The sequence below is a fragment of the Vibrio sp. C8 genome (genome assembly GCF_054051265.1).
On record NZ_JBPAOE010000022.1, the window covers coordinates 503,632 to 529,085 of the forward strand.

Sequence of the window (25,454 nt, forward strand, 5' to 3'; positions counted from 1 at the left end):
ATGAATATAGCGTCTATCGCAATTGAAAAGCGAGTTGTTACACTGGTCTTGACCGTCGTTATGTTGATTACGGGTCTTATGGTTTTCAAAGATATGAGCCGACTAGAAGACCCAGAGTTCACGATAAAAGAAGCGCTGATTGTTACCCCGTATAAAGGGGCGACAGCTCTTGAAGTGGAACAGGAAGTCACTGAATTACTTGAGAAATCCGTTCAGCAATTAGGGGAACTCGATAAAGTCACTTCTAAGTCTGAACCCGGACTTTCTACGATCACGGTTTCAATCAAAGACAAATATAACAAGGAAACCCTACCTCAGGTTTGGAACAAACTTAGGCAAAAAGTGGGTGATGTTCAGCAATATCTTCCGCCAGGATCTGGGCCTTCTCTGGTTATTGATGATTTCGGCGATGTTTACAGCATCTTCATGGTTATTACGAGTGACGGATACAGTTACGGTGAATTGAAAAAATATGTCGATGATCTGCAACAGCAGCTTCTTCTCGTTGACGGTGTTGGCAAGATAAACACTTATGGCGAGCGTACGGAAGCTATTTTCGTTGAGTTTAATCGAGACAGATTAGCGCAGCTAGGCATCTCTTCGAATGTAATTGCACAGCAATTGAGTAGTAAAGGTGTTGTGGTAGACGCTGGTAATGCCAAGATCGGTTCCTCCTACGTTGCTATTTCGCCGACGGGAGGTTTGGAATCCGTTGCAGGTTTCGAATCGATGTTGATTACAGACGGTTCAAGCAAACAGTTTTACCTTCGTGATATTGCCAAAATAAAGCGAGGTTACGTTGACCCACCGTCGGCACTTATTCAGTTTGATGGAAAGTTAGGTATCGGTATAGGGATCTCAACCGTAACGGGCGGTAATGTCGTCGATATGGGTGAAGCTGTCCTGAGCAAATTGACTGAGCTAGAAGGTCAGCGACCTGCGGGAATTGAGTTTGGCTTTGTTTCTTTGCAGTCAGAAGCGGTAACAGAAGCCATTTCTGGTTTTATCGCGAGTTTAGTGGAAGCGGTAGCCATCGTAATCGCGGTATTGCTGATTTTTATGGGATTACGTAGTGGCTTATTAATTGGTTTTATCCTCGTTCTTACTATCGCTGGTTCATTCCTATTTTTAGATCCTATGGGGGTGGCGTTAGAGCGGATTTCTCTTGGTGCTCTCATCATTGCTCTGGGTATGCTGGTTGATAATGCGATTGTGATCGTTGATGGCATTTTGATACGTATGCAGAAGGGGGAAAGTGCACGCAGCGCCGCCCCTATCGTCGTTAGTCAGTCGGCTTGGCCGTTATTGGCGGCGACATTAATTGCAATTTTGGCGTTTGCGGCAATTGGTACATCAAACGATGCCACTGGAGAGTACTGCCGTTCATTGTTTCAGGTAGTGATGGTGTCATTGTTACTAAGTTGGGTTACCGCAGTGACGGTGACGCCATTGCTGTGCGTTCTTTTTTTAAAACCGCCGAAGCAGGCCTCGGAATTAAACGATCCTTACGCAGGAAGATTCTATTCCAAATACAAACGACTGTTGAAACACTGTATTCGTCATCGATATTTAAGTTCCGCATCCGTTTTGGCGATATTTGCGGTTTCTCTATGGGGCTTCTCATTCGTTAGCCAGAACTTTTTCCCTGATTCAACACGCGCGCAGTTCATGGTTGATATGTGGTTGCCGCAAGGTACGCACATTGACGATACCAAGCAAAATGCGGGTTCAATTGAGCAGTATTTACGAGAGCAATCTCATGTCACTCATGTAACCACGATGACTGGAGAAGGCGCATTAAGGTTTTTGTTAACTTATGAACCTCAACAGCCTAATACGAGTTATGCTCAGTTTTTAGTAGACGTTGATGACTACAGAGTGATCAAAGAACTGATTCCAAAAGTTGAACAACAGCTAGTCGAGAAATATCCCAATGCTTTGATATACGCCTCTCCGTTTGCACTTGGCACCGCAGCTTTGGGAAAAATTCAGGCGAGAGTTAGTGGACCTGATCCAGAGCAGTTACGAACCATTGCTGACCAAATAACGGAGATATTTTCATCTGAACCTAATGCAAAAGCCATCCGCACGGACTGGCGACAGAAGATCAAAGTGGTCAAAGCGGTGTTGCTGGAAGAGCAGGCGAACCTGAATGGTATATCTCGATCAATGGTAGCTGAAGCAATTAAAGAGTCATTCGAGGGAGTAACGACAGGCGTATTCAGGGAAAATGATCTGCTATTGCCCATTATTGTTCGGGCAGACGATAGTGTTAGATACGATATTGGTAGCTTGGGAAATATTCAGATCTGGAGCCCTTTCGCTCAGCGAATGATCCCTTTAAGGCAAGTAGTACAGTCATTTGAATTGGTTTTCGAAGATGGCTTAATCCTTCGTCGCAACAGAGAAAGAACCATTACAGTGTTTGCGGATCCAGTCGATGGAAATGCTAGTCAACTCTTTGCTCAATTGCGCCCTCAAGTGGAGTCTATCCCGCTTCCCAAAGGCTATAAATTGGAATGGCGCGGTGAGTATGAAGAGCAAAATAAAGCTGAAGCTGGGATAGCAACAAGCATACCGCTGTTCATTCTGGCAATGATATTGCTGACCATTACTATGTTTAACTCGCTGCGACAAACGGCAGTGATATGGTTATGTGTGCCCCTTGCTTTGATCGGTGTGACCGTTGGTTTATTGGCAACGAATCAGCCATTCGGCTTTATGGCGTTATTAGGCTTTTTAAGCCTAATAGGGATGCTGATAAAGAATGCCATTGTTTTAGTAGAAGAGATCAACATAGAAACCAGAGCAGGGAAAGCCCTGATGGAAGCGATTGTTGATTCCTGTGTGAGCCGTTTGCGTCCTGTCGCAATGGCTGCGCTCACCACTGCTTTGGGAATGACGCCTCTTATTTTCGATGCATTTTTTGTATCTATGGCAATCACTATCATTGGTGGGCTGGTCTTCGCTACCGTACTCACCATGGTTGTATTACCGATATTTTATGCCCTAGTTTTCAGGGCAGAAGATGGGCAATAGGTTACTTAAAATACAGCTGTTCGCGCTACTTTGATATCGCGAACATCGTTTAAAGATGAAAAAGTAAAAAAGCCACAAATTCCTGAGAGTTTGTGGCTTTTTGTTGGGAGTAATTATGTTGATGGTTAAGTCATGGACCTACACATTACTAAAATTAGGTAAAGCGTTTAATTCTGCTTGAAACTACCTTTGGTCACATATGTTCAGTTAAGTGTTTATAAACTAATGTTAAACATCATAAAGCGACACCTTACTTTAAACTGTATTTTTCATTCTCATCTAATGTCACTTAAGTGATCGTAACCTGCCTTAATTTTATCCAACAGGATAGTGTGTAGTTTGCTAATTATAGCTTTTCTCGGACTAGATTGACGTTCCACTATACCTATTTGCCTAGTTATTTGAGGAGTGCCAAAAGGTATTCTGAATATTGATGACATTTCGGGTTTTATGGACATTTGTGGGACAATAGCAGTACCAAGACCATGTTGAACGCATGCGATTATAGACTCGATATTATCTACTTCCGCTATATCGGATGTCGTAACTTCCATTCGAGACAATTCTGTATTGATTAGGTTTGCAAGTGGAACGTTACTCGTGAAGCGAATGAAAGGAGATTCTTCTAGAATTTCTCTTAACGTAAACCCGCTCATATCCTTTGCTGATATTAACCAGAGTGGCTCATTGATGAACGGACTCCATTTTAGATTGGGTGGAATTTTTACATGTTCAGCGACGATTGCTGCATCCAATTGACCAGAAGCGATATCTGCTACCAAGTCTTTAGAATGTCCTACTTTCAATCGCGTTTTTAATTGAGGATAGTCCTTACACATCTCAACCATAGCTGTGGGTAGCAAGTTAAGCGCACTTGATCGTACAGCCCCTATAACAAACGTTCCTGATACCAAATCACCTTTGAGTGATAGTTTTGTATCTTCTTCCAGCCTCAAAATCTGACTTGCCATTTCAACGGCCTGCATACCTTGCGGTGTTAATTTAGGAGGACGATTTGTTCTATCAAACAACTGTATATCTAGCTCTTGTTCCAATGCTGCTATTTGTTGACCGACAGCGGCGGGCGTTAAACACACGTCTAAAGCCGCTTTGGCAAATGTACCATGCTTCCAAATTGCAACTAATGTTTTGAGTTGTCTTGTGTCCATTATGTAAAATTATTCTTTATTTATTGTTAAATATTTTTTGCTACCATAAGTTTTTTTTGTTTTGTAGTCTAGGTTTCAAGATCTGAAAGGTAGGAAATTGATTTGTACATCACCAATTTTTAACCTTTTTACTTTATTTTTTGCTGATACCCCTACAAAAAAGATAATAAAATATGGAAAAAACAATAATTGTAACTGGACCTAGCTTAGCTCCTTCCGCTGTTGAATTGTTAACAGCAAGAGGTTTTAAACTGGTATATACCGCTCCTTATAGTGAAGAGCATGATCTTATTGAGTTAGTGAAAAAGACGAAGCCAGTTGGCATCATCTCCCGTATGGGCAAGATTACTTCAGCGATTATTGACGCTGCTCAGGTTCATTTAAAAGTCATAGCAAAGCACGGTGTCGGCGTCGATAACATTGATATTAAAGCTGCCGCTGAAAAAGGTATTCCTGTTGTCGTGGCTTCAGGTGCTAATGCGGTGTCCGTTGCTGAACACACTATTGCTCTAATGTTGGCGGTGACAAAACAGATTATTCCTTTAAATCAAGGATTACATAGTGGTCTTTGGGAAAAGCCTCAGTTCTCCGGTTATGAAGTTGCATCTAAAACTTTTGGTCTTTTAGGTATGGGTGCTATCGCGCAGGAAACGGCCAAGATTGCCCAAGGTTTAGGGATGACTTTATTCGGCTATGATCCCTATGCAGACGCAGTAATTTTTGAGCAGTTCGGCGTTAAACGATGCGATACGTTAGAGCAACTATTATCAAAAAGTCATGTGCTAAGCCTGCACTCTCCTCTGACTTCAGAGACAAACCAAATCATCAACGAAGCCGCTATTAAACTAATGCCTGGGGGTAGCTTTATTGTGAATACCGCAAGAGGTGGATTGATCGATGAACACGCTTTGGTTAAAGCGATTCAATCTGGTCATTTAGCTGGGGCTGGTCTGGATACATTTGCAGTTGAGCCGCCTTCGGTAACCCATCCTTTCTTCCAAGAAAGAAACATAGTTGTAACCCCTCATATTGCGGGCGTTACCAATGAAGGTAGTACTCGAGTCAGTGAATCAGCTGCTGAAGGCATTATTGCCGTTGTTGAAGGTGGGCGGTTACCCGAACATCGGATAGTTAATCGTAAGTTGATGGTTTAAAAGTGACACAAGAGCGGAGAATAAAGGATGACAATTGGATTTAAAATAAATACTAGAGTTCGCACGGCTTCAAAGGAGCTACTGCAATCTTATAAAGGCTTACCTGTAGCAAATGTTTCTGACTCAATGAATCGTTTATTTGCTGCTGGTCCGAATCTTCGTCCTATGCACACATCTGGGGCATTGATTGGTTCTGCGATCACAGTTAAAACACGACCAGGAGATAACTTAATGTTACACAAAGCCATTGATATGGCTGTTCCGGGAGATGTTATTGTTGTTGATGGCGGTGGTGAAATATCGAATGCATTAATGGGTGAGTTAATGCTTGCGTATGCGATCAAGAAAGGTGTTGTTGGTTTCGTTCTCAATGGTGCTATTCGTGATTTGGATGCATTCCGATCAGTTAATTTACCAACTTTTGCAGCAGGTGTGACCCATCGTGGACCATTTAAAGATGGACCTGGGGAGATTAACGTGCCAATTAGTATTGATGGTATGGTTATTAACCCTGGAGATATCATTATTGGCGATTCAGATGGAGTATTATCGGTTCCTCTAGATGACGCCGAGTGGATTTTGGAAAGTACGCTGCTTAAACAGGATAAAGAAGTAAAGCAGATGGCTGCAATTAGCGAAGGTACTAATGATCGTACCTGGGTTGATAAAACATTGCAGAGTAAAGGATGCGTTGTATTATAAATAACTATTTAAAATAATATAAATATAAGATAATAGATATAATATTTAATAATTAAATATAACGTGAATGTGTATTGATTATAATTATAATAAGTGAGTAGTTATAAGCTACGATGATTGATTTGGGTGGTTTAAAATCAACCTTATGCTTATATTTTTTTATTGTCATTAATATATTGAATGCATTTATCGTTTGTTATTAAAGATGATTATATCTCCAATACGTGGAATACAAATTATAAAAATATGGAGAAAACAAATGTTAAACTCAATAACTAAATTGGTTCTAACAGCTAGCTGTGCTCTTACCTCTACATTAGCAATGGCAAACTACCCTGAAAAACCTATTACTCTTATTGTGGGATTTTCAGCGGGTGGTGGTACTGACGTGATGGCTCGTAACGTGGCTCCTTTCTTAGAAAAATATCTCGGAGAGGGTGCGACAGTCGTTGTAAAAAATGTTCCTGGAGCAAGCGGTCAGATAGGTATTACTGAAGTGGCGCATGCCGATGCTGATGGCTACACCATTGGTACATATAACCTTCCAGGCATGATGGCTCGTACATTGGATCGAAAAGCTAACTACTCCGCGGAAAGCTTTACCTACTTAGCTAATATCGTTAACGATCCCAATGTTATCGTGACTTCTAAGAATAGTGGTGTTGATACGTTGCAGAAATTCATCGAAGCAGCAAAAGAATCTTCTCGTCCTATGGCTATTGGTATGTCTAGCTTAGGTGGAGATGACCACTTAGGTCTTATTAAGTTTGAAGGACTGACTGATACTCAATTTAATATCATTCCTTTTAAAGGTTCTTCAGCTGCCCGCACTGCGGTTCTAGGTGAGCACGTGAAAGCTGCTGTACTTAATATTTCGGAAGTTACCGAGTTTAAAGAAGAACTAAACGTAATTGGTATTTCGCAACAAGAACGCTCTGAGTTTGATCCAAGTTTAGCGACATTTAAAGAGCAGGGTGTTGATATGGTTAATGGCTCTATGCGCGGATTTGTCGCTCCAGCGGGTCTGCCAGATGATGTGAAGGCTAAATTGTTTGATGCATTTACCAAATTGTCACAAGACCTAGCGTTTCGGGCAAAAATGAAATCTACAGCTAATCCAGTTTCTGTTGCTATCGGTGATGATTTTAAAAAGTTAAATGATGAAACATATAACTTAGCAAAAGATGTTTGGAATAAAAATCCTTGGAAATAAAAACTATGTGGGCTTAATCGCCCACATTTATAAATTTTAGAACTGAGGTGTATATGGAAAACGTAAAGTATATATTACTTAAACCGATTTCATTGATATATTTGGGTGTTATTGGCTTATCTTTATCTCTTTTAGGTCCGGCATCTGAACTCGATTCAGACGCTGGGATGTTACCTAAATCTATGTTATTCCTTTTGGTTGTCTTTTCTTTATTTTCTTTGTTGGGAATAGCGAAGGATGTATTTAAAGGCTCTCGTCAGGATATGACGGTATTAAAGTCGCCTCAAAGAGTGTTATTTGCACTTCTAGCGATGTTAGCTTTAATTGTTTGCGTGGAAATATTAGGTTTTTATCCCACGATAATTATATTTGTTCCTTTAGTATCTTATTTTTTTGGTTGTAAGAACTTTAAAGTATTATTTTTATCAACGGTTATATTTGTTTCTTTTGTATACCTAATATTTAGTTTTGCAATGTCCAAGGAATTTCCTACAGGCTGGATTATTTAAGGATGAATAAATATGTATCATGATTTAATGTCTGCCCTGCCGAACGTATTATCACTGACAAACTTCTTTGCAATCGTAATTGGAGTTTTGTCTGGCATTATCGTGGGAGCAATGCCCGGTCTCAGTGCAACGATGGCAATATCAGTATTGGTACCTTTTACTTTTGGATTGGATCCTTTAGTTGCTTTAGGTTTAATGGCTGGTATATACAATGGCGCTATGTATGGTGGTGCGATTCCTGCTGTTTTATTAAGAATCCCTGGTACACCATCAGCGGTTGCAACGAGTTTTGATGGCTATCCAATGGCCCAGAAAGGGCAGGGTGGCTTTGCGTTGCAAGTCGCGGTTATATCTTCGTCGATTGGTGGTATAGCAAGTGCTTTGGCACTGATGCTTTTAGCTCCTCCTCTCGCGAAAGTAACCCTTTTATTTGGACCGTCAGAAGTATTCTGGGTAGCGGTTTTTGGCTTATGTAGCATTATCTTCCTGCTTGGCGAAAGTCCATTAAAAGGACTGATCGCTGCATGTTTTGGTATCGCCGTTTCCATCGTCGGGGTTGACCCTATTTCAGGCGAAGACCGATTTACTTTTGGTTATTTAGAGTTGGTTGACGGTATCAATATCGTTATTCTTTTGGTCGGATTATACGCTCTACCGCCAGTCATTGATTTGCTAGAAACACCTCTAGAAACAAAAGGTGAATATAAATCTCTACAGACAGATTCATTGCTACGGTCAGTTCCAAAAATGTTTAGATTTTGGGCCACATGGCTGCGCTCTTCTTTCATAGGAATTTGCATTGGTATATTACCAGGTGCTGGAGGCTCTATGGCTGCTTTCATGTCTTACAATGAAGCGAAGAGAGCAAGTAAAACACCGGAAACATGGGGGCATGGTGAACCAGAAGGCGTAGCCGCTTCAGAAACGGCTAACAACGCTGATACTGCCTCGGCTTTAATTCCAGCATTAACTCTTGGAATTCCCGGTACAGCAGTCGCTGCTGTTATGCTTGGTGGTTTGTTAGTTCACGGTCTACAACCTGGCCCGATGTTGTTCCGAGATAACCCTGACATCGTATTTGGTTTTATGTGGCAATTTCTCTTCGGGGCTATTTTGTTAATTCTTTTAGGTGGCACGCTCGCAACAAATAGTTTTGCAAAATTATTGAAATTACCACGTCCTGTGCTGGGTTCTATCATCATGGTTCTCATGTTTATTGGTGTTTATTCAATACATGAGCGAATGTTTGACGTTTATTTGATGCTAGGTTTTGGTTTCATTGGTTATGTGATGGATAAGTTTAAATTCCCATTGCCACCCGTTGTTCTTGGTTTGATTCTCGGAGGGTTCGCTGAGGAAAATTTAAGACTGGCTTTGCTGATTGGTGGTGGTGATTGGAGCATTTTGTTTGAAAACACAACGAGCTTAGTTTTAGTTAGCCTTACTGTTGCTGTAACAATAGGTCCTACTTTAAGAAAAATTATCCGACGCTAATACTTCTATTTCGTATTAATTTAAAAGAGTGAATAACGCAGAACGTTATTCACTCTTTTTTATACTGACCCCAGAAAATTCAACACTGAACTTAATGTATCTTGAACTTTCGATCTTGCGACCAAACTAAATAGATACTTAGGATGTAGTAATTCAGTATAAAAATAAGGAAGTTCCGATGGTCACCTGTCATGTTCGATATGTTATTGACCCGAAAAAAATCGTTGAATTTGAACACTATGCTCGAATGTGGATACCATTAGTTGAGCAGTTCGGCGGTCAGCATCACGGGTATTTTTTACCGTCTGAAGGCGCTAATAATATCGCATTGGCATTGTTTTCATTTCCGTCGCTGGCGGACTATGAGAAATATCGTCTTGAATCAGTCAATGATGAAGCCTGTCAGGTTGCGTTTAAATACGCCGAACAAACGGATTGTGTATTAAGTTATGAGCGCAGTTTTTTCCGCCCAATTTTAAGTAGAGATGATCAGTAAAAATACATCTCCAACTGGACGTTTGATTTGGTTGCCACTGCTACTGTAATGTCTGTATAGCAATGGCTGCCGGCAGGATTAGTGTTACGTGTTTAAGGAAATTGAATATGGAAGTGACCATTGGTAATGGCAAAGAGTTGATACAACAAGCTCAGGCTATTCGTTATCAGGTCTTCACTTTAGAACAACATATTCCGCAAGAGTTAGATCTTGATGGTTTAGATGAAGATTCACTGCATGCGCTTGTGAGTGAACAGGGAAAACCAATTGCTACCGCGCGCTTAAAAGTGAATCAAAATGGCTCATCAGTAATGGCGAGAGTCGCTGTTACCGAAGAGAGTCGAGGTTTAGGGATTGCCACTAAACTGGTCTCAGCTTTAATCGAGCATGCAAAAAAAATTGGAGTACGCTCGATCGAGATTCATGCTCACAGCTATCTGAGAAGTTACTACGAAAAATTTGGCTTTAAATTTATCCAAGAGGTGGAGGTTGTCGGCGAGCATCAACTGATTGAAATGCAGTATTACATCGTAGAGATGTAAAGCGCTCAAAGCTGTAAATCCGTCTATTGTGTTACGTAAGTGGACTTTTTGCTCTAGAACCACGCCTATACTTACATTCCGGTGCACATAATCTGGGGTTATAGTATGAGCTTACAACTCGCTTTCTTGCTTACCTTCATTGCTGGAGGGTTATCCGTGTGGTTATTGATGAGAGTTTCCAAGCAGTCTGAACGCGAAAGAATGGCTGTTATCAATAACAAGATCCGTTCGATTGGTGGAAGCATCGTTAGTATTGATTTGATAAAAAGATCACGTTGTCCTTTTAGTTCTGAATATCAAAATCCTGATTTTGTTTATAAATTTTATAAAATTACCTACGATATCGAGCTGGAAATAAAAGAGTGTTGGGCTGTTTTGGAGATGAAACAACGCCGCTATGGGCCCGGAAGTGCTATTCATTCGAATTGGATATGGCGAGATTTAGACTAACTTGCCGTACTTAAAGAAAGAGGAAATATGAGCAAAATTTATTTTGTATGTGGCTTTATTGGCTCTGGCAAGACCACTTATTCCAAACAGCTTGCTGAAGATCATGGCGCATTTCGCTTTTCAATTGATGAATGGATGATTCCGCTTTACGGCGAGCATATGGAGCGAGAAATCTTTGATCGTCGCTTAGCTACATTAGAAGAACTATTTAAGAGTTCCGCCATGCAGCTATTTGCGCTTGGTGTACCCGTGATTTTCGATTTCGGTTTTTGGAGTAAAACAGATCGCAGTACCTTTATTGAGTGGGCCGCAAGCCTAGGGGTTGAGAGCGAAATGCACTATTTGGATGTTCCGTTTGAGATATGTAAACAAAGAGCGACCGCCCGTAACTCGGAGTTGCAAGGTAAGTCTTACGAAATGACGCCGGAGATGTTGGATTTATTCTGGTCTTGGTTTGAAATACCGACACCGGATGAAGATGTTGTCTGGGTTCATTGATAGATAACACAAGAGATATAAGTTTGCTCACAAATACAAAATCGCCTGCGCTGGTGAATGACTTTTCTCCCTGCTGATCAAGGAGAAAAGTCATGTGGAGAGGAATTAGGGCTCTGAGTGATAACTAGTTCAGAGACACTTCCACATCGGAATGAATTTGGCAGGAGCAGGCGAGTACGAATCCTTCGGCTATTTCTTGTTCCGTTAAGGTTTCGCTACTGGTGCGAGTGAAATCACCATTGGTGACTTTGCATTTGCAAGAGCCACAAATACCGCTGCGACAAGCCGCAATGACAGGCACTTTGGCACTTTCTAACGCATCAATAAGCAGGCTTCCTGTAACGATTTTAGTCTCGGTACCAAACGACGGTACAAACACGGTGGCATGCGCCAATGCCGCAGCTTTACTCTTGGTGTCTTCAAGCTCTGGTTGCGTTGATTCAGCAGGCGTAAAGCTTTCTTGATAGAACAACGTCATATCCATGCCCAACGCCGCTAAGTTCTCTTTCATCGCTTGCATAAAGCCCACAGGGCCACACAAAAACGCCGTGCGAGAAGCGATGTCCGGGCAGTAATTGGCAAGCGCCGCTTGGGTTAGACGTCCTTCCAAGTAATCAGAGTTGGTTGCATCTTCCAGTATAATGTCGAGCTTGAAACGAGGGTGCTGCAGCTCCATTTGTTGTAGTTCAGCGTGATAAATTAATTGCTCTGCACAGGTTGCTGCATGAATGAAATGTATCTCTGTGCAGTCTTGGCTGTCTGCTAACAGTGTTTTCGCCATCGACATAACTGGTGTTATGCCGCAACCCGCACTGAGCAACAAGATCTTATCGGTATGAGGCTGTTCAATGTGAAATTGTCCAGCAGGTGGAAGTACCTGCAATGATTGACCCACTTGTAAATGGTCATTGAGATAATTCGATACTTTACCGCCAGCAACCCTTTTCACGGTAAATTGCATTTCGGTCTGGTTTGACAGTGAGCTGAGAGAATACGCACGGTACTCAGTGTTGCCATCAATCTCTACCCCTAAAGTCACAAATTGCCCTGCAATAAAACTAAAGGTTTTGTCTTGCTCTTCGCTGGTTAAGGTAAAACTGATGCAATCCGGCGTTTCCTGCCATCTGCTTTTACAGATTAAGCGTGCAGCGCCTTGGCTCGGCCATTGAAATTGTTCCATAGTCGTCTCTTCAATAAGCACAGGTGGGCGATACCCACCTGTCATTAAACACATTTACGCAGCAGCTTTTTCGCCAAGGATTTGCGCAAGATCTTGTTCAACAGTCGAGATGGCTCTTAGGTCGAATTTGTCCTGAATAATGGCCATTAAGTTGTCTGTAAGGAATGCTGGTTGAGTTGGGCCGGTGTAAATACCTTTCACACCCAAAGCGAGTAGGGTAAGTAAAACTACAATCGCCTTTTGTTCGAACCAAGATAATACCAGTGTCAGTGGTAGGTCATTGACACCACAGTCAAATTCTTCTGCCAACGCTAATGCTAACTGAATCGCTGAGTAGGAGTCGTTACATTGACCGACATCGAGAAGGCGAGGAATACCGTTAATTTCACCATGTTGCTCTTTGTTAAAGCGGAACTTACCGCAAGCGAGAGTCAGGATCAGGCTGTCTTCTGGCGTTTGTTTGGTAAATTCGTTGTAGTAGTTGCGCTCTGCTTTGTCGCCATCACAGCCGCCTACCAAGAAAAAGTGACTGATGTTGCCCTGCTTCACTTGGTCAATTACAACCGGTGCCGCTTCCATTAAGGCATTACGACCGAAGCCGACAGTGATCATCTGTTCAATTTCATCATGCTGGAATCCGTCCTGAGCTAATGCACATTCGATCACTGTTGAGAAATCATCACCTTCTAAATGAGATACGCCCGGCCAGCCGACAATGCTGCGAGTGAATAGGCGATCGGCGTATTGACCGACTTCGGGATTCAGTAAGCAGTTTGATGTCATCACAATTGCACCCGGGAAGTTAGCAAACTCTTTTTGCTGGTTCTGCCAAGCGCTACCGTAGTTACCCGTTAAATGAGGATACTTGTTTAATTCTGGGTAACCATGAGCAGGTAACATTTCACCATTGGTGTAGACGTTAATGCCTTTGCCTTCAGTTTGTTGCAGGATTTTTTCTAAGTCATGAAGATCATGTCCAGACACAAGAATGCACTTGCCTTTCTTTGTTTTTACGTTGACTTGCGTTGGCGCAGGGTGACCGAAAGTTTCCGTTTCGCCTTTATCTAATAGGGCCATGATCTTGTAGTTCATTAGGCCAATTTGCATTGAGCAGTTAAGCAGTGCATTGAGATCTTGTGGTTCTGTACCTAACCAAGACATGATTTGATGATATTCAGTGTGGATCTCTACATCACTTTGTCCTAAAACACGGGCGTGTTCTAAGTAGGCAGCTGCGCCTTTTAAGCCGTACAAGCAGAGTAAACGTAAACCCATCACATCAGGATCGACGGTTTCATGGCCACGGTTTACTGCGGCTAAAGGCGCAAACTTTAACAACGCTTCACGATCCGTTGGAAGTTCAAACTGAGCTGCTGGGGAGAGCTCAGGAATTGATTTGTCAGCTAGCGTTGCGGCGGCTCTGACTCGCTGTTCTAAACTTTGTTTGTATTGATAAGCTTGGTTTGCGAACTCGACGATGCGCTTTTCATCAAAGTTTACGTTAGTCAGTGTTGCAAAGAAGGCTTTCGGTGCCCACTCGTCGATTTCAGTGTCGATAATTTGATATTCACGGCCAAGTTGAGCCCAGAATGAAACGCCTTGTAGCGTATAAACTAAAATATCTTGTAGATCAGAGACATCACTTGTTTTTCCACACATACCTTGCGAATACGCGCAACCTTTTGCGACAGGGGTTTGAATGGTTTGTTCACATTGAATACAGAACATAGTTGGGGCTCCAGTGATAATTATTAAAATTGGCCGCTTAACGTGAAGGGTGCGCTAAGCGGCCTTTAAATTTCATCGCTGGTAGTGCAGAGAGTATGCCACTTTTTATCTTATTGATTTTATGTGAATTTTTATTTTTTGAGCAAAATTGTTGTTGTATTAAATACATCGTGCGTTGTTTTTAATACAACAAATATCATTTATTTGGAAGATTCACAGGCTTGTACGCCCAATTTTTTGCCCATTTTGAACAAGTTACCTCTGTCCATCTGCAAAAAAGCCGCCGCCTGAGACCAAACACCGTTGTTCAGTTGCAGCGCATGCTCAATAAGCTGCTTTTGAAACGCTTCTACCGCTTCACGCATGGGTACTGAAGAATTGGGAAGTTGAGGCGAAGTATTGTTCTTCGTCTTTCCATTTACTGACTGTTCAGACAAGTCAAAATCGTTCATAAAATGGAGAGGTTCAATCAGATCTGATTGTGTTCTCATGGCGTGTAAGCCCGCACGCATTAAGGTGTGTTCCAGCTCCCTGACGTTACCTAACCAAGACTGTTTTTCTAATAATTGCAGTGCTTTAGGATGAATGTGCAGTGTTTTTAGGTGGAACTGGCGGCGAATGTTATCCAGTATGTATCCCACTAAAACCGGAATGTCTCCTTCACGAGAGCGTAAGGGGGGCACCTGAATTGGAAATACATTTAAACGGTGGAAAAGGTCGGGGCGGAAACGTCCTTCAGCCACTTCTTGAGCGAGGTCTCGATTGGTTGCCGCAATGACACGAACATCTACGATGTGGTTTTTATCTGCGCCCACTCGTTGTACTTCACCTTGCTGAATAACACGCAGCAGTTTGGCCTGTAATAGTAACGGCAGTTCACCGATTTCATCGAGGAAAATGGTTCCACCATCAGCCAGTTCAAATTTACCCGCACGTGAACTGTTGGCTCCCGTAAACGCGCCTTTTACATGTCCGAATAGTTCACTTTCAGCAATGGATTCGGGTAACGCCGCGCAGTTTACATAAACCATAGGCTTGTCACTGCGTAGGCTCTGTGCGTGAACTTGGTGAGCAACTACTTCCTTGCCCGTACCCGTTTCGCCGCTGATCAAAACCGCGTAATTCGAGTGCGCGACCATCTCAATGTTGGCTCTGAGTCGTTTAATCTGGGGGCTAACGCCAACCAGTTTTCCACCTTTGCTTCTCGCTTCGTCAATCAGCAATTGATTCACGGAATGTTGCTGACGATTGGCTTTATTCAATGCTTCAAACAGACTGATATTGCGAATGATCCCCGCAGCAAGCGCTGCAAAAGTCTCAATGGTTTTGTCTGGAATACTGTTGAAAGCACCGGGTTTTGCTGCGTCCAGAGTTAGCGCACCAACCAAAGTATCGCCTACGTATAAGCTGCACCCCATGCAAGAGTGAACATCAATACTGTGGTGGATATCTTCACTCAGTAAGCCGTCAAAAGGGTCTGGCAGGCTTGAATTCTCAGGGAAACGCACTGGCTTACGGTTGGCTAAGATCATAGCCAAACGCGGATGGACATCAGGCAGAAAGCGGCGTCCGAACACCTCAGATGACAAACCGCTGATGGCAATCGGTACTAAGTGCTTTTCGTTGTCGAGTGTAAATAGAGCGCTGGCATCACAGGGAAGTAGTTGTTGCAGGGCATCAATCAATTTTTGGTAGTGCTGAGTGGAAGGTTCTCCCATATTCAGCTCTACCGCAATGTTCAACAGTACTTGTTCTATGGATGGTTTGATGACTTGTGTGTCCATTTGGGCTTCTACGTTAAGACAAAAACGAGTTGATGATGTGTTTATTACAACGCAGTTGTCAAGGACTTAAAATGTAAATTATTAAAAATCAATAAGTTAAAGTTGGCTTGATTCGTGCAATAGCTATTGCTTCGTTATTTAGATGTATTGTTAGGAATCGCGCGTTTATGCTCAACATCACCGATAAGAGTGCAGAAGATAAAATCATCCCCGTTCTGCGCTTAGGCTTCAGACCTTTCTTTTTATTTGGCAGTGTATATTCAGTTATCGCGATTGGCATTTGGGTATATGCCTTTCAACACGGTCAGCCCGCTCAGTTAAGAGTTCCCGCTTTGTGGTGGCACGTTCATGAAATGTTTTTTGGCTTTGCCATGGCGATTGTGGCTGGTTTCTTACTAACCGCCGTTCAGAACTGGACAGGTGTGAATGGCACCAAAGACAAATGGTTAGGCGTGCTTGTTTCACTATGGATGCTGCCGAGAGTGCTGTTGTGGACAGACGTTCCGCTTTGGCTAACCTCTTCCATTGAAGCGCTGTTTCTTGCTTTAGTTGCGTATGAGATTTCGTTTCGAGTGGTGAAAGCCAAAGGCTACCGCAATCTGATCTTCTTGCCATTTTTTGTCTTGGCGATTGTGGCGAACTACGCCAGTTACGCAACCATCAAGGGCTTGCCTCCTTTCCCTTCAATTGCCGTTTGGCAGGCGATGTTGTGGTGGTTTGTTCTGCTTATTTCAATTATGGGCGGGCGAGTGATTCCGTTTTTCACCGCACGTCGATTTAACTTCGAGAAAGCGGACACTCTGCTTTGGTTGGATGCCGCTGCTAATACGCCATTGGTTATGCTGTTTGCTTTAAGCTTTTTCCCTTTAACCAGTGAACAAGTTAGCCCAGTTATCATGTTATTCGCAGCGGTGATGCAGTTGGCTCGTTGGCTACGTTGGAAGCCATGGACGACGCTAAAAGAGCCGTTAGTGTGGTCGTTGCATCTGACTTATGCCTGCATCCCGTCAGGGCTGCTTATCAAAGCGTTAGCGGAATTAAACTGGATTCCTAACGGCCTGTTTGTATCCCACAACATGTTACACGTGATTGCTATCGGAGCGATCGGCGGGCTTATCTTATCGATGATCTCGCGTGTGACTATGGGTCATACAGGGCGAATGATTTATCAAGGACCAAACATGTGGCTAGCGTTTGCAGCCATCTTGCTTGCTGCTTTTGTGCGAGGTTTTGGTGTCGCTTTCTGGCCGCAGCACATGTTGCTGATGGTGGATATCGCAGCAGCACTTTGGATCATCGCATTCACTTTATTCATCCTGAAATTTGGCACCATGCTGTTACGCCCACGCGCTGACGGCCACCCAGGATAACCCCATCAACAGACAAACGTTCATAGCCATTAGTCTTGCTCAACTATTCTTATTTCAATACGACTAATGGCTTGATGCGTTTGTTATTCAACGTTGAGCCCTCAAGTTCTATAACTTGCTTATTATTAATAAATAGATAATTAAAAAAGAAATTGCATAGGAAATTTCAAATGAAAGAAAGTCAAAAGTCATTAGTGTTAGCCACCGTTCCTGTTTTACGAGAGAGTGGTGTCGCACTGACTACCTATTTTTATCAACGGATGCTCAAACATAATCCAGAGCTGAAAAACGTCTTCAATCAATCGCATCAAAAAACTGGCAATCAGCCTCAAGCTTTAGCCATGGCTGTCCTCGGATATGCTGAAAACATTAATGATCCTTCCGTATTATTGTCGGTTGTTGAGCGTATCGCGCACAAACATACCAGTTTAGGAATTCGAGCTGAGCAGTATGGCATTGTCGGTAAACACCTTTTAGCTTCAATCAAAGAAGTGCTGGGTGATGCTGCAAGCGATGAATTGATCGATGCTTGGGCTGCGGCCTATCAACAGTTGGCCGATCTGTTTATTGACGTGGAATCTAAGCTTTATCAGGCGTCTGTAGAAAAGGCGCAAGGCTGGACAGGTTGGCGTCCGTTCCGCGTTCGCAGCAAAGTGGCAGAAAGTGAAGAAATCACCTCTTTCTATCTTGAGCCGACAGATGGCGGAACACTACCGGTGTTCAAACCGGGGCAATACATCAGCGTTCGCGTGTTTGTCAAAGAAACGGGACTGTATCAGCCTCGTCAGTACAGTTTGTCTCAAGCTCCTAATGAGGAGACATTGCGAATCTCAATCAAAAAAGAGTCCGCAGCAGAACACAAACCTGCTGGGCTTGTGTCTAACCATATGCACGGTGAAATCCAACAGGGTGATGTGATTGAAGTCTCTGCGCCGTATGGCGAATTTGTACTGAATGAACAGAGCGAGCGTTCAATCGTGCTGCTAAGTGGCGGTGTGGGTATTACGCCTATGATGGCAATGAGCAGCTATCTGAATAAGAAAGATGCTTTAGGCTCAGTGCATTTCATTCACAGTGCTCGCAACCCTCAAGTTCATGCATTTAAGTCGGTCACTGACGAGTTTGCTGAAAAAGGGATGAAGGTGAACTATTACTATGATCACGGTGCTAATCAGGACAACGGCGTACAACAAGCTCCGGTTGAGTTAGCACAAGTTCTGCTTCAAGACGTTACTCAAGCAGATTACTATTTGTGTGGACCAATGACATTCATGTCTCATTACATGACGCAGCTTCGTCAACTCGGTGTACCAGAGACTCAAATATACGCAGAAGCGTTTGGCTCTGGTGGCGTAGCCTAAAATAAAAAATCCCCTAAGCTGTTGAGCTTGGGGGATTTACAACCGATGATAATACAGATTGCCAGCGTGCCTATTTAAGTTCTTCCTCAATGTCGGCGTTGACAATCACAATGTCATCATGGTCGCCGTCAATTTCATCGTCTTGGTAGTTAGTGTCATCCTCTTCGCTTTCTTCTTCAGCTTCAAACGAAGGTGTCATTTCTTCCTGAACGCTTTCCACATCGACACGAGGGTCAAGTGCTACTGCCAGTGGTGAAGACACTAAGTCACCTGTTGCCATAATGTAGTCTTCCGTTACATATACTTCGGCCTTTTTCTGGCGAGAACTGATGTATTGCAAACGGAAAAACATAACCAAGGTACACGCAGCCATGAAACCATAAAGCATGTTGTTGCCAAACCATTGCATGATGGTGGAAGCAATCAATGGCCCGATAGAAGCGCCAAGACCGAATGTCAGCAATATAGTGGCGGACAAGCCGACACGCTCACCTTGTTCAACTCGCGAGTTTGCTAATGCCGTCGCCAGTGGATACAAGGTAAATCCCAAAATACCGAACAAGAAAGTCATTACCAGAGATAAATGGTCTTGATGTGGCAGAACGGCAATAGCCGCTGCTAAACCACCCAGCAATATACAGTTAATTCGGATCAGGCTGCTACGGGAAATCATGTCTGAGAGCTTACCCATGGGCCATTGAGCTAACAACCCTGCCATGATAGTGGTGGTCATGTAGGTTGCAACTTGGTCTGGATGCATACCAAGATTACTTGCGTAAGCGGGAGCAAGACCATAAAAGGAACCGACGATCATGCCGCCAATAGCAACGGTGGTCAGTGCCTGAGGTGCTTTTTTCCAGTAGTAAGTGATTTGCAGTGGCGCAGGAACCAACGGATCCGGGTGAATTCGTTTGGTCAGAGAAATTGGCACAATACACAAAGCAAAACAGATAGCGATAAGTAGTAACGGTTCTAAGCCTAGATCTGGGTAGAAGCTGATTGCGCCTTGACCAAGAATCAAACCCAGGTAGGAAACGATCATATAGCTCGCAAATACCGCGCCACGTTGATTGTTATCTGCCTGTTCATTGAGCCAGCTTTCCAACACCATGTACTGACACATCATACCGATACCGACGATCAGTCTGAGGATAATCCAGATCAATAAGTCATCGACCAATGCGTGTCCAAGTGCAGATGCGGTAACTAATCCTGCGCTAGCGACGAATGCACGAATATGGCCGACCTGCGCAACCAATTTGTGACCTATTTTTGAACCCGCGACCAGACCAGCGTAATAAGCAGACATCATGGCCCCAATCCATAATTCAGGGACCTGCATTGCTGAAAGTCGCAGACCTAAATAGGTTGTGAGTAAGCCACTTGCTAACACTGTGAGCAGTGTTGTGATGTATAAAGCTGTGAAAGTACGTAACGGATTCGCCATTCGTGGTCCCTAAGGTGCCATACCTGCGTTGATGAAATTATTAGAATTTATTGAGAAAATTGAGCATTTAACTTTGATGAGTCTAGCGTTTATGTCTCTGTTATTAAATAAGCAATTTTCTGATTTTGGCGTGAGAGATAATCGAGTTGTCAGTAAAAAGTCATGATTTTTTCGTTCATTTCTCATTCTCGCAAGTTGCCGTTATTTTAGTTTTGAACTGCGCTGTTTGCGTAAGATGATATCGCTATTGCAATCGTTGGAGAATGAAATGATAACCCAAAGTAGTTTCCAAATTAGTGGTACTGCACTTAGATTTAAAAACGACGAATATCCATTGGCGCGAATAAAACGCTCCAGAGTAAAAACGAATACGCTAAAAGATCATGTTATTAGGCTAATCGTTTTTGGCTTAATCTTTTCAAGTGTTGTTTGGTTTGTGACACCCAATTATTTTGGTATTTATGCAGGGCCAGTATCGGTGACTATTGGCATGATTGTGGCGTTTGCGACGGTAAGAAAGTACGAACTGCAAGTAGAGTTCGAACATTCAGATGAAACAGGGTTACAGTGGATTTCCGTTGCCAAAAGCAACAGCTTATGCGTCAAAACGATTTTTGAAGCACAAGCTGAGAACATTGGAAAATTCGCGGATTAACAGGCTGAAGATATGACTGACTAAATCAAAATCAACGTTCTCAGTCGGTTTTACTTCACTGCCAATCTGTTTTTATTATCGCGGTTTGCCAATACCTGCTGATGGTGATCAATATCGCCCATTGTTTTTGCTAGGCGGTCATACAGCACAACATTGACAGTAGCAGCAAGGTTCATACAGCCCGTGGTCGGAACATAGACAACATGATGGGCCTTATCGACGACCTCTTGTGGTAAAGAACCGTCTTCTGGACCGAACACGTATATCGCTTTATCTGGGTGAGTGAAGTGAGGGAGTGGTATGGCACCAAGCGCCAACTCAACACAGATGATCTCTACATCATCAGCAAGTGCTGATGTGAGGTCTTCCATTTCCACCAATCCAATTCGCTCGTGGGCATGTTTGGTATCAGTTTGGAACTTTGCTGCTCGGTTATAGCGTGTTCCGTTGTAACGAACTTGCGTTGCGTTGTAGCAACCTGCTGCGCGCAGTACCGCGCCTACATTGGTTGGATTCTTTGGATTATGCAGTCCAATAATGGCTGTCGACTCTGTTGTCATTACTGTCTTTCTACTTCTGATTTCTTTAGGTGAGAGTTTAAAACTCACGAGTTGGTCGAATTATGGATCTAAATGGTGAGAAGTACTATTGCTGGTTGATGCTTTTTTTATAAATAAAATTGATTGCTTTCGGAGAAAGTGCGATGGTCGGTTTCATTGTTTAGGGATTAGTTGCATATTAAGTTTTTACTATTAAAAGGGAAAATGAGAAATGAACAAAGTAATCGCATTGGTGTTGTCTTTTATGTTTGTTGGGTATGCGCATGCATATAGTGATTCACAAATAGAAACAGCGGAAAAATTGTTAGTCACCATGAAAGTAGATGAACAAATGTTAGGTGGTTTTGAGAGCATGCTTCCTATTGTCAATCAACTGGCTGACAATCTACGACTCAATGACGAAGAAACGGTTGAATTAAAGAACATTTATCGCGATTGGTTCAATAATGATTTGGACAGGGAAGGGCTAAAAAGACAGATTGCCGTTGTTTATGCACAAACTTTTACGGTTGATGAACATGGAAGATGTTATTCGTTTCTTTGAAAGCCCAACAGGGCAAAAACTGGTGGAGAGATCACCATCATTGACGCAACAAGGCGCTCAGTTGGGTATGAACGAAGCACAAAATAAACAGCACTTATTGTTGGAAAAGCTAACGCCTTTCATTGAAAAACATCAGGCGAAATAATCCAGTAAGTCATAAACATAACTACACGGAGGCAACATGAAGCAATTAGGAAAGCTGTTCTTCTTCTGCGGAAAAATGGGTGCAGGAAAATCAACCTATTCCAAAGTTGTCGCTGCTGAAAACAGTGCGGTACTTGTTTCCGAAGACGAATGGTTATCTGCACATTTCCCAAATCAGATTCAGACCTTTGATGACTACATCAGGTTTTCTACGGCAATTAAACCTTTCATCAAGCGCCATGTTCAAAGCATTTTGAAAACCGGGACGAATGTGGTGATGGATTTTCCCGCCAACACTGCCCGACAACGACAGTGGTTTATTTCTACATGTTCAGAATTAGGATGTGAGCATGAGCTGGTTTACTTGGATCTCTCTGACAGTCAGTGCCTGTCTCAAATAGCAAAGCGACGAACAGAGCAGCCAGAGAGAGCACAGTTTGATACAGAGGTGGTATTTCATCATGTGACTCAGTATTTCGAATCACCAGCCAGCGATGAGAATTTGAATATCGTGCGAGTGGAAAGAAGCTAATTTAATCGCGTTTTTAATGGACTATTACGGGAGCAAAAATGCAGCTAGCAAAAGCATTTCAATACAAACAATGGGCAAACGCTGAGTTACTAGCGTTAGGTGAGCAGCAGTTTGACAAACTACCGCAAGATGACGCGATTTTCTTTGTCCGAATTCTCAACCATACCACTGTGGTCGATAGCCTTTTTATCAGTCGGATTCTGGGGGAGCCAGAGAAATACAGTGCTGATAATACCGTTGAAACACCTACGATCGCAGAACTTCGTCAGACAATGGAGCAGAATGATTCATGGCTAGTGAATTTCGCTCAGTCGCTGACGCCTGAAGAGCTTGAGAGAAGTGTCGTATTTAAATTTGTTGATGGTGACACTGGCAGACTCACAGTTGAAGAGATCTTATTACACTTGTTGACCCATGGTAGTAACCATCGAGGTATGGCTTCTAAAACATTGGCTACCAATGGTCTTGAACGCCCTAAAGACACTTTTACTCGTTATTTACATCAGGCAGAGCCTTCTCGCAGGCAAAATTAGACTGGGATCGTTTATGTTCTTGGCTGTGGGTTGAAGAGTGTTCTTCAGCCTACAGACATCCCAAATTTCACTGATACTGCCAGCATCTTACTTTGCCGCAACATCAAAACACTCGGAATAACTGGCGCACTCTTCGCAACTCGGTGAGCGGCACACGTAATCGCCTCCGTTTTCACACAATTGGCGATACAAGAAGCGTTTCCAGCGCATGTTGTTGACGTTTTTGGCATGCAGTAACGGAAAGTAGTCTCGAAACAGATCCGTTAGGCGAGGGCGTTCCGGCATGCCTAAATCTCTCCATAAATGTTGGCTGCCCAAACAAGCACTGGCTAAGACGGTGACCATTTCGCTGCCAAAAGTAACGTCCGGATTGAGTGACTCCACCAACAGCCTCTCAAGTTCTTCCAACTCACCGATTCGTATATTCATCAGCTCTAATCGTAGCTGGAGTTTCTCTTCCACCTCTAGCGGAAGAGTAACGGATTCTAAGCCCATTGCTAACAATAGAGCGTTGTATCCGTTCTGGTTCAAACCCATGTAGAGAGGCAGGGCTGTATCACCCCGTCGATAGCTCTCTACTATTGGTTGCCAATACTGTTGGATGACGTTATCAATCATGCGTTTTCTCGCTAGTCTCTGACATATACTGACTACGTTAGCTATCAGCGATACTTTGCTGCGGTGGCAGTTGGCTTGCAATGATAGCTGGCATCAAGCTGCCTATCGGATTGAGCGGATTTCTAGAGCTATCAAGAATAGCTTCCTCCACAGGGCAGATACTTGCGCATTGGGGATTGTCATAATGCGCCGAGCATTCATCACACCGTTTAGGATGGATATGGAACTGATTGATGAGATTCGCATCTGGGTAGACGGCTTGATTTGGGCACACCACCATACAAGCGTGGCAACCAACACATTTATTGCTGATTACAAAGCTCATAGTCCACCTCCTTGCTTTGGTTCGCGATAATATCTTTCGCAATACTGTCCAGGCTTGCTGCGACAGACTGAAAAGCAAAATCGACATTGGGTTGAACGCCGAGTTTTTCTAACTCTCGCCATGGAGTGATCCCCATTCTGGCACTCAGTACCATTTGGCAGTCAGCGATGGACTGAATCAGAGCTTGTTTATCGATATCACCACCATCATCACAGTCATCTTTGCCGTTACAGTACAACTCAACATGACGCGTTTCCTGATAGAGAAACTGCTGTGATTTCTCACTGAACAGGTAAATTTCAAAGCGTGTCGCATGACCAAAATGAAGTTGAATATGCTCACTGCTGCTACCATCACTGGCAATTGCGACACGAATTTTGTTGCTTACACTTGACGGCTTGCTTTCACTTGATTGGGGAGCGCTAGAACACGGTGATTCACCGTTGCCTAACATGCCGACGGCATCCGCTCGGCATTGTTGGCAGTGAGTCATTTGTGGCATGTGTCCACCGCACTGTTCACGGGCAAGTGCGACTTCGATTTCGGTTGGCCCCCGTTGACCACTCAGACCAAAATAGGTGCCGTGGCTTGGATCTGAAATCAAAGGCATGATGTTGTGCAGCAGTGCGCCCCGTTGTTTAACAGCTTCAGATACCGCTGCCACGTGGTGGTCATTGATACCGGGAATCAACACGGTATTTACCTTCACTAACATGCCAGCCAAAGCAGCCATTTCAAGACCAAGCAACTGCCTTTCAATTAAGGTCTGCGCCGCTTCTTTGCCTCGCAAGCGCTGATTATTGAAATAGATCCAAGGATAGATTTTTTCACCGATATCTGGGTCGACAGTGTTAATGGTAATGGTCAGATGGTGAACGCCCACTTCTGCCAGTTCCTCCACATGTTCGGCCAAAGCCAAGCCATTGGTTGAAATGCACAATTGAACATCAGGCTGAGCTTGATTCAATAAACGAAGCGTTGCGAAGGTCGCTTTAGGGTTGGCTAATGCATCACCCGGCCCTGCAATTCCCGCCACGGTTAAATTTGGCGCACGCTTTTTAATTGCGTTGAATTGTCTTAGGGCGCCACTGCTGTCCATCACTCTTGAAACGACTCCGGGGCGGGACTCATTGCTGCAATCGTATTTGCGGTTACAGTAGTTGCACTGAATATTACAGGCTGGCGCTACAGGCAGATGCATCCGAGCATACTGGTGCGCTTCTTTGGAGTAACAAGGGTGCTGCTGAATTTTTTCTTGTACCTGTTTGGTGAAGAAATGGTGCACTTTATCTTGGTTGGAATGTTGCGGCCCGACAGCGCGAGAATGACTTTCCATGTCTACCTCTTGTTTACTGCTGAAATCAAACGATACGGTTGTTCTGCAAGCTTCGTTCCGGTTTAAATTAC

26 protein-coding genes are annotated in these 25,454 nt (G+C 43.3%); 17 read left to right on the forward strand and 9 right to left on the reverse strand.

The window, feature by feature from the left end; genetic code table 11:
* Nucleotides 1-3,039, forward strand: a complete 3,039-nt coding sequence (locus tag ACRQQK_RS13545) for an efflux RND transporter permease subunit (RefSeq protein ID WP_457512212.1) — start codon at nucleotides 1-3, stop codon at nucleotides 3,037-3,039.
* 275 nt (nucleotides 3,040-3,314) lie between these two features.
* On the opposite strand, the gene ACRQQK_RS13550 is transcribed toward ACRQQK_RS13545, so the two are convergent.
* A complete protein-coding gene (locus ACRQQK_RS13550; protein ID WP_457512214.1) occupies nucleotides 3,315-4,208 on the reverse strand; it encodes a LysR substrate-binding domain-containing protein in 894 nt (297 codons plus the stop codon).
* A gap of 173 nt (nucleotides 4,209-4,381) precedes the next feature.
* Between ACRQQK_RS13550 and ACRQQK_RS13555 the strand changes: the two genes are divergently transcribed.
* From ACRQQK_RS13555 to ACRQQK_RS13595, 9 genes are all read left to right on the forward strand, one after another.
* The gene (locus ACRQQK_RS13555; protein ID WP_457512216.1) at nucleotides 4,382-5,362 is read left to right on the forward strand and encodes a hydroxyacid dehydrogenase; all 981 of its coding nucleotides are present in this window, start codon (nucleotides 4,382-4,384) and stop codon (nucleotides 5,360-5,362) included.
* A 27-nt stretch (nucleotides 5,363-5,389) separates the two neighbouring features.
* Nucleotides 5,390-6,064, forward strand: a complete 675-nt coding sequence (locus ACRQQK_RS13560; RefSeq protein ID WP_457512218.1) for an RraA family protein — start codon at nucleotides 5,390-5,392, stop codon at nucleotides 6,062-6,064.
* Between the two features lie 259 nt (nucleotides 6,065-6,323).
* Complete coding sequence (locus ACRQQK_RS13565; protein ID WP_457512220.1) at nucleotides 6,324-7,277, forward strand: Bug family tripartite tricarboxylate transporter substrate binding protein; 954 nt, start codon at nucleotides 6,324-6,326, stop codon at nucleotides 7,275-7,277.
* 53 nt (nucleotides 7,278-7,330) lie between these two features.
* The gene (locus ACRQQK_RS13570) at nucleotides 7,331-7,786 is read left to right on the forward strand and encodes a tripartite tricarboxylate transporter TctB family protein (RefSeq protein ID WP_457512222.1); all 456 of its coding nucleotides are present in this window, start codon (nucleotides 7,331-7,333) and stop codon (nucleotides 7,784-7,786) included.
* Between the two features lie 12 nt (nucleotides 7,787-7,798).
* Nucleotides 7,799-9,280, forward strand: a complete 1,482-nt coding sequence (locus ACRQQK_RS13575) for a tripartite tricarboxylate transporter permease (protein WP_457512224.1) — start codon at nucleotides 7,799-7,801, stop codon at nucleotides 9,278-9,280.
* A gap of 178 nt (nucleotides 9,281-9,458) precedes the next feature.
* Nucleotides 9,459-9,776, forward strand: a complete 318-nt coding sequence (locus tag ACRQQK_RS13580) for an NIPSNAP family protein (protein WP_457512226.1) — start codon at nucleotides 9,459-9,461, stop codon at nucleotides 9,774-9,776.
* A gap of 107 nt (nucleotides 9,777-9,883) precedes the next feature.
* Entirely contained in the window at nucleotides 9,884-10,318 is a 435-nt protein-coding gene (locus ACRQQK_RS13585) for a GNAT family N-acetyltransferase (RefSeq protein ID WP_457512228.1), read from the forward strand.
* A gap of 105 nt (nucleotides 10,319-10,423) precedes the next feature.
* Nucleotides 10,424-10,768, forward strand: a complete 345-nt coding sequence (locus ACRQQK_RS13590) for a hypothetical protein (RefSeq protein WP_457512230.1) — start codon at nucleotides 10,424-10,426, stop codon at nucleotides 10,766-10,768.
* Nucleotides 10,769-10,795: 27 nt separating this feature from the next.
* Nucleotides 10,796-11,266 carry an AAA family ATPase gene (locus ACRQQK_RS13595; RefSeq protein ID WP_457512232.1) on the forward strand — a complete coding sequence of 157 codons (471 nt, stop codon included), beginning with the start codon at nucleotides 10,796-10,798 and terminating at the stop codon, nucleotides 11,264-11,266.
* A 124-nt stretch (nucleotides 11,267-11,390) separates the two neighbouring features.
* On the opposite strand, the gene ACRQQK_RS13600 is transcribed toward ACRQQK_RS13595, so the two are convergent.
* The 3 genes from ACRQQK_RS13600 to norR all read right to left on the reverse strand — a co-directional run bounded on the left by ACRQQK_RS13600 (nucleotide 11,391) and on the right by norR (nucleotide 15,943).
* A complete protein-coding gene (locus ACRQQK_RS13600; RefSeq protein WP_457512234.1) occupies nucleotides 11,391-12,446 on the reverse strand; it encodes an FAD-binding oxidoreductase in 1,056 nt (351 codons plus the stop codon).
* A gap of 54 nt (nucleotides 12,447-12,500) precedes the next feature.
* Nucleotides 12,501-14,174, reverse strand: a complete 1,674-nt coding sequence (hcp, locus tag ACRQQK_RS13605; RefSeq protein ID WP_457512236.1) for a hydroxylamine reductase — start codon at nucleotides 14,172-14,174, stop codon at nucleotides 12,501-12,503.
* Nucleotides 14,175-14,374: 200 nt separating this feature from the next.
* Complete coding sequence (norR, locus tag ACRQQK_RS13610) at nucleotides 14,375-15,943, reverse strand: nitric oxide reductase transcriptional regulator NorR (protein WP_457512384.1); 1,569 nt, start codon at nucleotides 15,941-15,943, stop codon at nucleotides 14,375-14,377.
* Between the two features lie 182 nt (nucleotides 15,944-16,125).
* On the opposite strand from norR, the gene ACRQQK_RS13615 reads away from it, so the two are divergent.
* Complete coding sequence (locus tag ACRQQK_RS13615) at nucleotides 16,126-17,328, forward strand: NnrS family protein (protein ID WP_457512238.1); 1,203 nt, start codon at nucleotides 16,126-16,128, stop codon at nucleotides 17,326-17,328.
* 170 nt (nucleotides 17,329-17,498) lie between these two features.
* On the forward strand, nucleotides 17,499-18,689 hold the full coding sequence (gene hmpA / locus ACRQQK_RS13620; protein WP_457512240.1) for an NO-inducible flavohemoprotein: 1,191 nt from the start codon (nucleotides 17,499-17,501) through the stop codon (nucleotides 18,687-18,689).
* Nucleotides 18,690-18,759: 70 nt separating this feature from the next.
* Here hmpA and ACRQQK_RS13625 read toward each other — a convergent pair whose 3' ends face one another.
* On the reverse strand, nucleotides 18,760-20,136 hold the full coding sequence (locus ACRQQK_RS13625; RefSeq protein WP_102962360.1) for an MFS transporter: 1,377 nt from the start codon (nucleotides 20,134-20,136) through the stop codon (nucleotides 18,760-18,762).
* A 268-nt stretch (nucleotides 20,137-20,404) separates the two neighbouring features.
* Between ACRQQK_RS13625 and ACRQQK_RS13630 the strand changes: the two genes are divergently transcribed.
* Complete coding sequence (locus ACRQQK_RS13630) at nucleotides 20,405-20,791, forward strand: hypothetical protein (protein WP_457512242.1); 387 nt, start codon at nucleotides 20,405-20,407, stop codon at nucleotides 20,789-20,791.
* Between the two features lie 50 nt (nucleotides 20,792-20,841).
* Here ACRQQK_RS13630 and ACRQQK_RS13635 read toward each other — a convergent pair whose 3' ends face one another.
* Nucleotides 20,842-21,351 carry an RNA methyltransferase gene (locus ACRQQK_RS13635; protein WP_102962362.1) on the reverse strand — a complete coding sequence of 170 codons (510 nt, stop codon included), beginning with the start codon at nucleotides 21,349-21,351 and terminating at the stop codon, nucleotides 20,842-20,844.
* A 211-nt stretch (nucleotides 21,352-21,562) separates the two neighbouring features.
* Here ACRQQK_RS13635 and ACRQQK_RS13640 point away from each other — a divergent pair, with 211 nt between their 5' ends.
* The 4 genes from ACRQQK_RS13640 to ACRQQK_RS13655 are packed head-to-tail and all read left to right on the forward strand — an operon-like array spanning nucleotide 21,563 to nucleotide 23,104.
* Complete coding sequence (locus ACRQQK_RS13640; RefSeq protein ID WP_457512244.1) at nucleotides 21,563-21,895, forward strand: hypothetical protein; 333 nt, start codon at nucleotides 21,563-21,565, stop codon at nucleotides 21,893-21,895.
* Nucleotides 21,870-22,040: a DUF2059 domain-containing protein gene (locus tag ACRQQK_RS13645; protein WP_457512246.1), complete on the forward strand. Its 171-nt coding sequence runs from the start codon at nucleotides 21,870-21,872 to the stop codon at nucleotides 22,038-22,040. The genes ACRQQK_RS13640 and ACRQQK_RS13645 overlap by 26 nt, the downstream gene beginning before the upstream one ends.
* Before the next feature lie 36 nt (nucleotides 22,041-22,076).
* Nucleotides 22,077-22,571, forward strand: a complete 495-nt coding sequence (locus tag ACRQQK_RS13650) for an AAA family ATPase (protein WP_457512248.1) — start codon at nucleotides 22,077-22,079, stop codon at nucleotides 22,569-22,571.
* A gap of 38 nt (nucleotides 22,572-22,609) precedes the next feature.
* Nucleotides 22,610-23,104, forward strand: coding sequence for a DinB family protein (locus tag ACRQQK_RS13655; RefSeq protein ID WP_457512250.1), 495 nt, complete (start codon nucleotides 22,610-22,612; stop codon nucleotides 23,102-23,104).
* Between the two features lie 87 nt (nucleotides 23,105-23,191).
* On the opposite strand, the gene ACRQQK_RS13660 is transcribed toward ACRQQK_RS13655, so the two are convergent.
* From ACRQQK_RS13660 to nifB, 3 genes are read right to left on the reverse strand one after another with little or no spacing between them, the layout of a single operon-like run.
* Nucleotides 23,192-23,722, reverse strand: a complete 531-nt coding sequence (locus ACRQQK_RS13660; RefSeq protein ID WP_457512252.1) for a nitrogen fixation protein NifQ — start codon at nucleotides 23,720-23,722, stop codon at nucleotides 23,192-23,194.
* 37 nt (nucleotides 23,723-23,759) lie between these two features.
* Nucleotides 23,760-24,047, reverse strand: coding sequence for a 4Fe-4S dicluster domain-containing protein (locus ACRQQK_RS13665; protein WP_457512254.1), 288 nt, complete (start codon nucleotides 24,045-24,047; stop codon nucleotides 23,760-23,762).
* Nucleotides 24,025-25,383, reverse strand: a complete 1,359-nt coding sequence (nifB, locus tag ACRQQK_RS13670; protein ID WP_457512256.1) for a nitrogenase cofactor biosynthesis protein NifB — start codon at nucleotides 25,381-25,383, stop codon at nucleotides 24,025-24,027. Before nifB ends, ACRQQK_RS13665 begins: the two co-directional genes overlap by 23 nt.
* Nucleotides 25,384-25,454: the final 71 nt, after the last annotated feature.

Bases quoted from the DNA above. Each gene is read 5' to 3' on its own strand.
- ACRQQK_RS13665 (WP_457512254.1), bottom strand. From the start codon at position 24,047: ATGAGCTTTGTAATCAGCAATAAATGTGTTGGTTGCCACGCTTGTATG.
- ACRQQK_RS13585 (WP_457512228.1), top strand. From the start codon at position 9,884: ATGGAAGTGACCATTGGTAATGGCAAAGAGTTGATACAACAAGCTCAG.
- ACRQQK_RS13565 (WP_457512220.1), top strand. From the start codon at position 6,324: ATGTTAAACTCAATAACTAAATTGGTTCTAACAGCTAGCTGTGCTCTT.
- nifB (WP_457512256.1), bottom strand. From the start codon at position 25,383: ATGGAAAGTCATTCTCGCGCTGTCGGGCCGCAACATTCCAACCAAGAT.
- ACRQQK_RS13615 (WP_457512238.1), top strand. From the start codon at position 16,126: ATGCTCAACATCACCGATAAGAGTGCAGAAGATAAAATCATCCCCGTT.
- ACRQQK_RS13575 (WP_457512224.1), top strand. From the start codon at position 7,799: ATGTATCATGATTTAATGTCTGCCCTGCCGAACGTATTATCACTGACA.
- ACRQQK_RS13630 (WP_457512242.1), top strand. From the start codon at position 20,405: ATGATAACCCAAAGTAGTTTCCAAATTAGTGGTACTGCACTTAGATTT.
- ACRQQK_RS13595 (WP_457512232.1), top strand. From the start codon at position 10,796: ATGAGCAAAATTTATTTTGTATGTGGCTTTATTGGCTCTGGCAAGACC.
- ACRQQK_RS13560 (WP_457512218.1), top strand. From the start codon at position 5,390: ATGACAATTGGATTTAAAATAAATACTAGAGTTCGCACGGCTTCAAAG.
- ACRQQK_RS13625 (WP_102962360.1), bottom strand. From the start codon at position 20,136: ATGGCGAATCCGTTACGTACTTTCACAGCTTTATACATCACAACACTG.
- hmpA (WP_457512240.1), top strand. From the start codon at position 17,499: ATGAAAGAAAGTCAAAAGTCATTAGTGTTAGCCACCGTTCCTGTTTTA.
- ACRQQK_RS13640 (WP_457512244.1), top strand. From the start codon at position 21,563: ATGAACAAAGTAATCGCATTGGTGTTGTCTTTTATGTTTGTTGGGTAT.
- ACRQQK_RS13590 (WP_457512230.1), top strand. From the start codon at position 10,424: ATGAGCTTACAACTCGCTTTCTTGCTTACCTTCATTGCTGGAGGGTTA.
- ACRQQK_RS13570 (WP_457512222.1), top strand. From the start codon at position 7,331: ATGGAAAACGTAAAGTATATATTACTTAAACCGATTTCATTGATATAT.
- ACRQQK_RS13635 (WP_102962362.1), bottom strand. From the start codon at position 21,351: ATGACAACAGAGTCGACAGCCATTATTGGACTGCATAATCCAAAGAAT.
- ACRQQK_RS13545 (WP_457512212.1), top strand. From the start codon at position 1: ATGAATATAGCGTCTATCGCAATTGAAAAGCGAGTTGTTACACTGGTC.
- hcp (WP_457512236.1), bottom strand. From the start codon at position 14,174: ATGTTCTGTATTCAATGTGAACAAACCATTCAAACCCCTGTCGCAAAA.
- ACRQQK_RS13660 (WP_457512252.1), bottom strand. From the start codon at position 23,722: ATGATTGATAACGTCATCCAACAGTATTGGCAACCAATAGTAGAGAGC.
- ACRQQK_RS13645 (WP_457512246.1), top strand. From the start codon at position 21,870: ATGGAAGATGTTATTCGTTTCTTTGAAAGCCCAACAGGGCAAAAACTG.
- ACRQQK_RS13600 (WP_457512234.1), bottom strand. From the start codon at position 12,446: ATGGAACAATTTCAATGGCCGAGCCAAGGCGCTGCACGCTTAATCTGT.
- ACRQQK_RS13580 (WP_457512226.1), top strand. From the start codon at position 9,459: ATGGTCACCTGTCATGTTCGATATGTTATTGACCCGAAAAAAATCGTT.
- ACRQQK_RS13650 (WP_457512248.1), top strand. From the start codon at position 22,077: ATGAAGCAATTAGGAAAGCTGTTCTTCTTCTGCGGAAAAATGGGTGCA.
- ACRQQK_RS13550 (WP_457512214.1), bottom strand. From the start codon at position 4,208: ATGGACACAAGACAACTCAAAACATTAGTTGCAATTTGGAAGCATGGT.
- ACRQQK_RS13655 (WP_457512250.1), top strand. From the start codon at position 22,610: ATGCAGCTAGCAAAAGCATTTCAATACAAACAATGGGCAAACGCTGAG.
- ACRQQK_RS13555 (WP_457512216.1), top strand. From the start codon at position 4,382: ATGGAAAAAACAATAATTGTAACTGGACCTAGCTTAGCTCCTTCCGCT.